We start from the raw sequence: 8,469 nt of genomic DNA, 5'->3' as shown, positions 1-8,469 counted from the left end.
CAGTTCCGAAACCACAGAACAGGCGGCCGCACACCTCGCAGCAGCAATTGGGGCAGATTATCTCAAACTGGACGTGGATGCGATCGTAGAGGATTATGTCGAACTTCTCTCAACTGCCCTGGGACGTGAATTGAACTGGAATACGGATGATATTGCGCTGCAGAACATTCAGGCCCGCGTGCGTGCACCGGGAGTCTGGATGATCGCCAACCTGCGGAATGCACTTCTGCTGGCGACCAGTAACCGCTCTGAAGCCGCGGTCGGCTACACCACGATGGACGGCGATACCTGTGGCGGACTTTCTCCGATCTCTGGAATTGATAAAGCTTTTTTGCGGCAGTGGCTGCAGTGGCTGGAAAAATCAGGGCCGTCAGGAACAGGGAATCTGCCGATGTTGAAGCTGATCAATCAGCAGGAGCCTACCGCTGAACTGAGACCTCAGGCATCCCACCAGACCGATGAAACCGATTTGATGCCTTACGATCTGCTGGACTGGATCGAACGGGCCGCGATCCGAGATAAGCATGGACCCCTGGATGTATATCGGCTGGCTCAAGCTCAGTTTCCCGACTATCAGTCTGCGCCACTGTCTGGCTGGGTGATTCGCTTCTTTCAACTCTGGTCGCGGAATCAATGGAAGCGTGAGCGATATGCGCCTTCATTTCATCTGGACGATGAGAATCTGGATCCTAAAACCTGGTGCCGTTTCCCGATTCTTTCAGGCAGCTTTGAGCAGGAACTGGAAGAACTGCGCGCATTTGTTGATCAGGAAGGTGCTAACTGAAGGTGAGCCATGAAATTTAGTTATGAATATCCACGAGCCGCTTTAACCGTTGACTGTGTTGTGTTTGGTCTCGACGAGCAAGACCTGCAGGTGCTGCTGATTCAACGGGATCTGGAGCCCTTTCAAGGAGACTGGGCGCTGCCGGGAGGCTTTGTCCGACTGGAAGAATCGCTGGAGGAAGCCGCCCGACGGGAACTGCAGGAAGAGACGGGCATCGAAAACGTCTTTCTGGAGCAGCTTTATACAATCGGAGATGTGGACCGTGATCCCCGCGAACGGGTCGTGACGGTTGCCTATTATGCGCTGGTCAATCTCTCCGATCACCGCGTCCAGGCAGCGACAGACGCCCGGAATGCCGCCTGGTTTGCCGTGGACGATGTGCCGGGACTGGCTTTTGATCACCCGAAGATTTTAGAAATGGCGCACGAACGCCTGCGGGGCAAAGTCCGTTATCAGCCGATCGGTTTTGAACTGTTGCCCCCTAAGTTCACACTGCGTCAGATCCAGCATCTGTATGAAGTCATTCTGGATCGGCCGCTCGACAAACGCAATTTCCGGAAAAAAATTCTCAGTATGGGAATTCTGATCGAACTCGATGAAGTGGAGACGGATGTGGCACATCGAGCCGCCCGACTCTACAAATTCGATCATCGCAAATACAAACGCCTGACAAAACAGGGCTTTCACTTCGAGATCTAGGAAAGCAAACACAATGCATGCATTAATTCTGGTTGACCTGCAATATGATTTTATGCCCGGCGGTTCGCTGGCGGTTCCCGAAGGAGATCAGGTGGTGTCGATCGCCAATCAGCTGATGGCAGATTTCGATCTGGTCGTCGCCACGCAGGACTGGCACCCGCCCGATCATCTGAGTTTCGCCAGTCAGCATCCCGATCGAGAGATTGGCGAGCAGATTGAGCTGGGGGGCCTGGAACAGATTCTCTGGCCCGATCATTGTGTGCAGGGCACGCGGGGCGCGGAATTTCATGCAGATTTGAATCAGACGTCCATCGACAAGGTCTTTCCCAAGGGAACAGATCGGCTGATCGACAGTTACAGTGGCTTCTATGATAACGGCCATCAGAAGTCGACTGGCCTGGGAGAGTATCTGCAGGAACAGCAGGTGAAGTCAGTGACAGTTCTGGGTCTGGCGACCGATTTCTGTGTGAAATGGACGGCGCTGGATGCTGTCAAACTGGGTTTTCAGACCCGCCTGATTCAGACTGGATGTCGAGGCGTTGATCTCAGTCCGGGTGATGTGGGACGCGCCTGCCAGGAAATGCAGCAGGCCGGCGTAAAAATTATTGAATGAATCAAATTAGAAACAACGGATTTGAAATCCAAACAACAAAAGTAAAAGATAAAATGAACGAACAAGAATTAAAAAAGAAAAGCAAATTCCTGAGTCTGATTCTCAGGCACCAGCCGGAGACCGTCGGGATCACGCTGGACGAGTCCGGCTGGGTCGATGTCGAAGTATTACTGGCAGCGATGTCACAGCAGGGCAAATGCATGTCTCGCGCGACACTTGAAACGGTCGTGTTTTCCAATGACAAACAGCGGTTTTCTTTCAACGTCGACGGCACTCGCATTCGTGCCAACCAGGGACATTCGATTTCCGTCGACCTGGGATATACCACAGCGGTTCCCCCCGAAATCCTGTTTCATGGAACGCCCGAGAAATTCATCGAACCCATTTCCCGGGAAGGGCTCAAAAAAATGAATCGCCATCACGTGCATCTGCACGTGGATGAAGAGACCAGCCTCGCTGTTGGACGCCGGCGCGGCAAACCGGTGTTAATGAAAATCCGGGCGCGGGAAATGCATCAGGCAGGCTGCGAATTCTTTGTGACACCAAACCAGGTCTGGCTGACTGACCGCGTACCCGTGGAATATATTGAATTTCCCTGACGTTTACGTGTTATTGTTAGCTTGCTCGCGAAGTTGTGATCGGATTTCCATCAGGATTCGTCCCAGCATGTTCTTGCCACTGCTGTCTCCACCATCACCCCAGTAACTGTCGTTTGTCGTATGTTCTACAATTTTTCGCTCACCTGTTGAAAGCAGGAGCATGCGCAGTTCCTCATATTGTGCAAATTTACTGAGCACGGCGGTCCGCATGACGGCGACTTTTACTGACTCCCAGTCTTTTCGAAGCGGCCGTTTACGATCACGACCCATCCGCGCGGCCTGCATGGGAGATGGCTCTTTACGAATTGCTTCCCGATGCTGCGCCTCGGTGAATTTCAGTGCCTGAAAATAATGCTCCGAGGTCGGCCACCGTTTGCCATCTACCTGGATCGGATATTCAGCAAAGTTCGAGAATTCCCCATATGCTTCACTGACGCTGTAGAACAGAACGGGTTGATTAGCATCAGACATGGGAATGTTCCTAATTGGAAGAGAGAGGGAAAAGTATAACTCTGTGTTTTTTTATTTTGGACAATCAGTGAAAATTCAGGTTCGGCTTTTCGAAATCTGTTTCATAAAATTCGGCTAAAATAAAAACAGTAAAGAGTTTAGTTGACTTGACCATGCTTGAAAGGTGACTGTTTTCTGTTTCAGCAGTAAAAAGACAGAAAAGCGAGCGATCCGGTTTGCCTGGATTGCTACACTGGCAGGAATCGCGATTGGTATCGTCATTTATCTCTGGTCAATCTCCACTGCCGAGGCTGCGGGAGGCACTGTGCGCGGTCATTGGGCGATCCCCTTTTTGACGCTGGTGATTCCGGTCATGTTGTGGGGTATATCGAAATTCAGTGGAAATGAATATAATGAGGCGGTTCAGTTATTTCACGAGATTGAGAACGAAGCATGACCTGCCTCTCACTGTATTATCATCGGCAACGGGGACCGCTCTGTCTGGTTCTGTACGGACTGGCGGTTGCGTTTTTTGTGATTGCCTGGTTTGTACGAACAGTGCCCCCTCAATCTTTTCTGAGCCTGATCTTCGCGCTGGCGGGGCTGGTGTTGTTAATCCTGGCGGCGGGTTTTCACCATCTGACGGTAGCTGATGAAATCGATCGCCTGCGGATCTGCTTTGGTCCACTCCCCCTGTTTCAACGCAGCGTGTTGTATGAGGATGTACTTCGTGCCGACGTGGATCGGACCACAATCTTCGAAGGCTGGGGAATCCATCTGAGCCCGCGCGGCGGCTGGGTCTGGAATCTCTGGGGCCGCGATTGTGTAACCTTTCAGATGAAGACCGGCACACTCCGTGTCGGCACCGATGATGCCGAGAACCTGGCTGCCTTCGTGAACAGCCGCGTAGAAGAATTTGGAGTGGATGCCAGGGATCGTTGACTGTCCGGCTTATTCATCGAACATCCATTTTTTACCGACGCTCATAAAAACACCCGCCATCACCAGGCCAGCGACAGGTCGGGATCTCTTGCCGTTGGGTTCATCTCCGGCGAAAAACATATAGATTGCTCCACCCAACATCGCTACACCCAAAGCCATCGACAGCACACCGAACGTTTTTTTGACGATGCCTCCTGCCGAGATATTGAGCGATTTTCTGGGCGATGACTTTTTCTTTTTGGCTTTGACCGCTTTTTTCTTCCGAGGCTGTGCAATCGGCTCTCCATAGTCGGCGGAAAGATCTTCAAATTCCTCTTCCACAGCGGGAACACGAATTTTGCTGCCACAGGACTTACACTTCAGGGTCTGTCCGGCCCGTTCGTCTTTGACTTTGTAGCTTTGAAAACATTCCTCACACTGTACCGATATCGTCATTAAGTCAACCTCAAGCAATATGATGTGAGCGAGCCACTTTTTATATACTGTCGTGAAGACCTTTTTACCGGAAAGGTTCAGTACATTCCAGCACTTTATGAAAAAATCCCTCTACCTGTCGTAGGGTAGAGGGATTGCTGAATTCAGTATTTCTCTTTCTCTCTCATTCACACTCTTATTTCTTCAATGTGAAATCGTTAGTGGTAGCCTCTGTATTGACGACCGCGGTCAGCTTGGTTGCCGTGGGGCTGGAGTATTGGTCGGGCAGTAACTGTTTTGCCCCTTGTTCTTCGGCTTCAGCATCGGAAAGAATTTCCGGCACTGCTGATCCATCCGGTAACACTAACTTTGTTATATAGACTCGGTAGTTGCCGGGCAGAGCTCCCTGGGAATCTTCGGGTGCTTGCCCTACCATTTGAACCTGCAGGTCATAATTGCCTGCTTCATCGGTAAATCCATAGGCAATTTCTCCCCCCGCTTGATCTTGAGCGGGAATGTAATTAATCAATACACCAGACAATGGTTCCCCGTCTAAAGTCACTTTGCCGGTCACCGGAACCAGCTTGGATACAAATTCCGGTTTTTCAGTGGGAGACCCACAGCCGGTCACATTGAATAACATGGGAGCCATTAAACAAAACAGGGATATACGAAGGAGACGTATCATATTGAAGCTTTCAGGAAAATAAATTCAATTGATGAGTGATACTTGCACTGACAGGTAGAATGGAATTCAGGTTACCATTCACCGATTACATTTCCGTCCGTGATGAGGTCCAGATTTATTCGGATGCCGCGATCGGTATTGTCGCCCATAAATCGTACTGAGCCATCTCCTAATAAAACGTGGAGTCCGCCGACATGCGAACTGCCTGTTGAGTTCCAGTCTCCCAGCCATGGAGCAAAATCTCTGGATCCACCTGGATAACTGCCACTTTTTCGTACTGTCAGGTTTGGTGTGCCAAAGCCTAAGGTCAAACCGATTTGCGTATAACCTCTGCCACCCCAGTTCGCGTTGGCGCCATTTCCACAACAGGCCTGACGGGTCTCGGCCATCATGGCTGTATTCGACATGCCATCGGTGACATCACGGGGACGGCATTTACTGCCATCTTCAAACATGGTTTTTTCATCGGGGTCTCGTGTCGACCAGAGATTACATTCATTGTAAGAAAGCCGATAGACGATGAAATCATAATTGGTGCGATGTTCGTTCGAACCGCCGGGGAGCATGTAACTGCTGCTGACGGGAATACCCTGGGGACCAGGATCGGAAGGACAATTAAATATCACCATTCTCCGGTTCACGAGGTCCGCGTTGTGGGTAGAGCCACTACCGGGGAGTGGCGCACTTCCCGGACTGTAATCATCAAACGCGAGGCTGAAATTGAGCTGATTATACAGGGCACTTTGATCCAAATAGGGGAGCAGTAGAACCAGCCCGTTACCATTCAAGGTGTTGCTGGCGGCAACTCCACTGGAACAGAGACCTTTGGCAACGGCGCTGGGGGGCAGTACAGTGTGTGTTTCCAGGTAATTGTGTAATGCCAGTCCCAGCTGTTTCATTTTATTGCGGCAGTCAGACCGACGGGCCGCTTCACGCGCCTGTTGAACTGCGGGCAGCAGCAAGGCAATCAGAATTGCGATAATGGCGATCACGACCAGTAGCTCAATCAGCGTAAATCCCCGGCTGGATTTGTTTTGCATTCTCATTGTGTTCTCTCCTCAGGTGGGAAGTCAGGAAGGATTGATGAGCGAGGCTCAATATAAATATGAAGGATGTTTATTATATAATACTAAATAAATGAAGTTAATGTGTACAGAGGAGATTTCTGATGTGAAAAAGGGAAAATGCGGACAGGATTGGAGATGCGTTTTATCGCCGAAGTGAGATGAAATGAGTGAATTCAAAAAAAGCCCCGGAGTCGATTTCTCAGCTCCGGAGCTTTCTATTTAGAGGTAAACCCGGGTTAAAGCAGGTTTACCACACGGTCTGTCAAACCCTTCTCACCCAGGATGATGTTGAGTTTGTTCTCCGCAGCGACTTTTTCCAGGACTTCCAGTTCACGCAGACGCATCAGAACCGGGTTGTCCTGCAGCAGTTTGGCGGTATTCACCTGACTGCGGATCGCCGCAGTTTCTTCGCGACGGGCAATCAGATTGGCCTCCGCTGCTTTTTTCGCTTCGGTGACCTTGTTCATCAGATCTTTCATTTCGCCAGGCAGGATGACATCACGAATCCCCACCGATGCGATTTCCAGACCCAGTTCACCGGCACGACGTCGAAGATTTTCTTCGATGTCCTGTGCCAGCACATCCTTCTCAGTCAGGAAGACATCCAGTTCCCGGGCACCTAACACGGCACGCAGAACCAGCTGCGTTTCGCGGTACAGTGCCTGCCGCACATCGTCTGTCTGTGAAGCCGCTTTGCGGGCATCGACTACCTTGTAAGTCACCACGGCGTTAATCCGCAATGTAACTTTGTCTGCAGTCATGATGTCCTGACCACTGATATCGACCATGGTTTCACGCAGGTCGTATTCTGCGATCAGCGCCTGGGACTGACCCAGCCAGAAGGCATACAGACCTGGTCCCAGCGTTTCCACAAAGCGACCGTCAATGAACAGCACACCCACATGGTCACGTTCAACCGTGCACACATCCAGCAGACGCTGAGCAGCGACAGAACGCGCGATGATTTTCAGATCGATGTGCTCAAAGCATACTTTCCGCGCATCGACAATCTCAACCCGTACGTCTTTCAGGTCTGTCCAGAAAACATACTGACCAGGTGGCAGAATATGGTTGAATCGGTTGTCGATCCACACCAGTCCCCGTTCGTGGTCCTGCAGGTCCAGTACCAGCGCATGTTCTTGCAGCGACGCCGATTTGAAAATCAGGTCCAGCTTCTCGTGAATCAACAACGGAGCCCGCATGGATACGATGTCGACCTGAACGTCATCGAAGGGATTGAAAAACCAGTGCGTACCCGCGTTGAGGAGTCCCTGAAATTCACCATTCTTAAAGAACAGTCCCATTTCGTAACTGTGAATTTCATAGCGTTTGATACCGAACATGACGACCTCCTCAGGGAATTTCCCTGGACCGAAAACTCTGCTTAAACAATTGCGCAGAGACAATAAATAAAAACGCGACGTCAGTGTCGCGCACTGATTCAAACAGACACCTTTCGAAGACAGAGTGTTCGCCGATCACACCGGCACTTCGCGGAGTACGCTTAAGCCGGCTTCTTCCGCCGCTTCCACATTGATTCACTCAGCCCGATTCCGACTGGGGACCTGGAGGAATCCCAGTGGAATCGACTTTGTTGCTCAACGTTTCCACGGTGAAAAAACGCCAGCGGTATCCACGTACTGCAAGGCGGTGCCTGGTGCTGCCTGAAACAACTTTCCCCAGGCGAACTGCAGGCAATTCACGCGGAGTCCCTCACTTCAGGCCGATCCAACGGACCTCTGTCTTCGTCCGGTTTCATTGGGTTAACGCTTTCAGCGTTCAAGAGAGAGCCGATCTCCGGCCAACTCTTCCTTGGAACAGGAATCGAACCTGTAACAGCCAGATTAACAGTCTGGTGCTCTACCAGTTGAGCTATCCTGGCATTGTCATCATCCGGTTAGAACCCCGACACGGCACGTACAGCATCAAACCAGACACGGTGACCTGCACGCCGCTGGACGAACGACAGACAATGGTTCCTGCATAGACGCATTCTGAACAGCAAGGTTCAGTGATCTCTTAAAGAAAAAGCAGGATGGCAGTCAGAATAATCAAAGTAGGGCAGTTCAAGGTTTCTGTGACTGCTGCCGTTCATACTCTTTGATTGTTGCTTTGATTTCTTCCAGCAGCTGGCGACCATCTTCTCCGGTCATCTCGATGAACTGTTCACGGACGGGCTGGCTGGCCTCGCGAAAAGCGGCGCGGGCTTCCGG

Annotated in this window: 11 protein-coding genes and 1 tRNA gene; 6 read left to right on the top strand and 6 right to left on the bottom strand. The window is 51.1% G+C overall.

All coding sequences use genetic code 11. From position 1 onward, the window contains the following. From nadE to AACZ40_RS26675, 4 genes are all read left to right on the top strand, one after another. Positions 1-784: NAD(+) synthase (gene nadE / locus AACZ40_RS26690; protein WP_339676602.1), on the top strand; the 784-nt coding region annotated here is incomplete at its 5' end. A 9-nt stretch (positions 785-793) separates the two neighbouring features. After that, positions 794-1,483, top strand: a complete 690-nt coding sequence (locus tag AACZ40_RS26685; protein WP_291168830.1) for an NUDIX domain-containing protein — start codon at positions 794-796, stop codon at positions 1,481-1,483. Between the two features lie 13 nt (positions 1,484-1,496). Further along, positions 1,497-2,096: a bifunctional nicotinamidase/pyrazinamidase gene (pncA, locus tag AACZ40_RS26680; protein ID WP_291168832.1), complete on the top strand. Its 600-nt coding sequence runs from the start codon at positions 1,497-1,499 to the stop codon at positions 2,094-2,096. Positions 2,097-2,149: 53 nt separating this feature from the next. After that, complete coding sequence (locus AACZ40_RS26675) at positions 2,150-2,695, top strand: RNA 2'-phosphotransferase (RefSeq protein ID WP_291168834.1); 546 nt, start codon at positions 2,150-2,152, stop codon at positions 2,693-2,695. A 3-nt stretch (positions 2,696-2,698) separates the two neighbouring features. Here AACZ40_RS26675 and AACZ40_RS26670 read toward each other — a convergent pair whose 3' ends face one another. Further along, positions 2,699-3,166, bottom strand: coding sequence for an NADAR family protein (locus AACZ40_RS26670; protein WP_339676597.1), 468 nt, complete (start codon positions 3,164-3,166; stop codon positions 2,699-2,701). A 163-nt stretch (positions 3,167-3,329) separates the two neighbouring features. Between AACZ40_RS26670 and AACZ40_RS26665 the strand changes: the two genes are divergently transcribed. Together AACZ40_RS26665 and AACZ40_RS26660 are read left to right on the top strand one after the other, a co-directional pair. Beyond that, positions 3,330-3,602 carry a hypothetical protein gene (locus tag AACZ40_RS26665; RefSeq protein WP_291168838.1) on the top strand — a complete coding sequence of 91 codons (273 nt, stop codon included), beginning with the start codon at positions 3,330-3,332 and terminating at the stop codon, positions 3,600-3,602. Beyond that, positions 3,599-4,087, top strand: coding sequence for a hypothetical protein (locus AACZ40_RS26660; protein WP_291168840.1), 489 nt, complete (start codon positions 3,599-3,601; stop codon positions 4,085-4,087). The genes AACZ40_RS26665 and AACZ40_RS26660 overlap by 4 nt, the downstream gene beginning before the upstream one ends. 9 nt (positions 4,088-4,096) lie before the next feature. Here AACZ40_RS26660 and AACZ40_RS26655 read toward each other — a convergent pair whose 3' ends face one another. From AACZ40_RS26655 to AACZ40_RS26635, 5 genes are all read right to left on the bottom strand, one after another. Then, positions 4,097-4,522: a hypothetical protein gene (locus AACZ40_RS26655; RefSeq protein WP_291168842.1), complete on the bottom strand. Its 426-nt coding sequence runs from the start codon at positions 4,520-4,522 to the stop codon at positions 4,097-4,099. Positions 4,523-4,697: 175 nt separating this feature from the next. Then, entirely contained in the window at positions 4,698-5,189 is a 492-nt protein-coding gene (locus tag AACZ40_RS26650; protein WP_291168844.1) for a hypothetical protein, read from the bottom strand. A 71-nt stretch (positions 5,190-5,260) separates the two neighbouring features. After that, a complete protein-coding gene (locus tag AACZ40_RS26645) occupies positions 5,261-6,235 on the bottom strand; it encodes a DUF1559 domain-containing protein (protein ID WP_291168845.1) in 975 nt (324 codons plus the stop codon). Positions 6,236-6,492: 257 nt separating this feature from the next. After that, positions 6,493-7,599 (bottom strand): slipin family protein, encoded by a 1,107-nt coding sequence (locus AACZ40_RS26640; RefSeq protein ID WP_291168847.1) that lies wholly within the window; start codon positions 7,597-7,599, stop codon positions 6,493-6,495. A gap of 469 nt (positions 7,600-8,068) precedes the next feature. Further along, positions 8,069-8,134: transfer RNA gene (locus AACZ40_RS26635), tRNA-Asn, on the bottom strand. Between the last annotated feature and the right edge of the window lie 335 nt (positions 8,135-8,469).

The sequence above is a fragment of the uncultured Gimesia sp. genome (assembly GCF_963972345.1).
Lineage (GTDB): Bacteria > Planctomycetota > Planctomycetia > Planctomycetales > Planctomycetaceae > Gimesia.
The sequence above is the reverse complement of the archived record's forward strand: the minus strand, read 5'-3'. Positions and strand labels throughout refer to the sequence as shown.

Excerpts from the sequence above, each read along its gene's own strand:
- AACZ40_RS26685 (WP_291168830.1), top strand. The coding sequence starts at position 794 with ATGAAATTTAGTTATGAATATCCACGAGCCGCTTTAACCGTTGACTGT.
- pncA (WP_291168832.1), top strand. The coding sequence starts at position 1,497 with ATGCATGCATTAATTCTGGTTGACCTGCAATATGATTTTATGCCCGGC.
- AACZ40_RS26675 (WP_291168834.1), top strand. The coding sequence starts at position 2,150 with ATGAACGAACAAGAATTAAAAAAGAAAAGCAAATTCCTGAGTCTGATT.
- AACZ40_RS26670 (WP_339676597.1), bottom strand. The coding sequence starts at position 3,166 with ATGTCTGATGCTAATCAACCCGTTCTGTTCTACAGCGTCAGTGAAGCA.
- AACZ40_RS26660 (WP_291168840.1), top strand. The coding sequence starts at position 3,599 with ATGACCTGCCTCTCACTGTATTATCATCGGCAACGGGGACCGCTCTGT.
- AACZ40_RS26655 (WP_291168842.1), bottom strand. The coding sequence starts at position 4,522 with ATGACGATATCGGTACAGTGTGAGGAATGTTTTCAAAGCTACAAAGTC.
- AACZ40_RS26650 (WP_291168844.1), bottom strand. The coding sequence starts at position 5,189 with ATGATACGTCTCCTTCGTATATCCCTGTTTTGTTTAATGGCTCCCATG.
- AACZ40_RS26645 (WP_291168845.1), bottom strand. The coding sequence starts at position 6,235 with ATGAGAATGCAAAACAAATCCAGCCGGGGATTTACGCTGATTGAGCTA.
- AACZ40_RS26640 (WP_291168847.1), bottom strand. The coding sequence starts at position 7,599 with ATGTTCGGTATCAAACGCTATGAAATTCACAGTTACGAAATGGGACTG.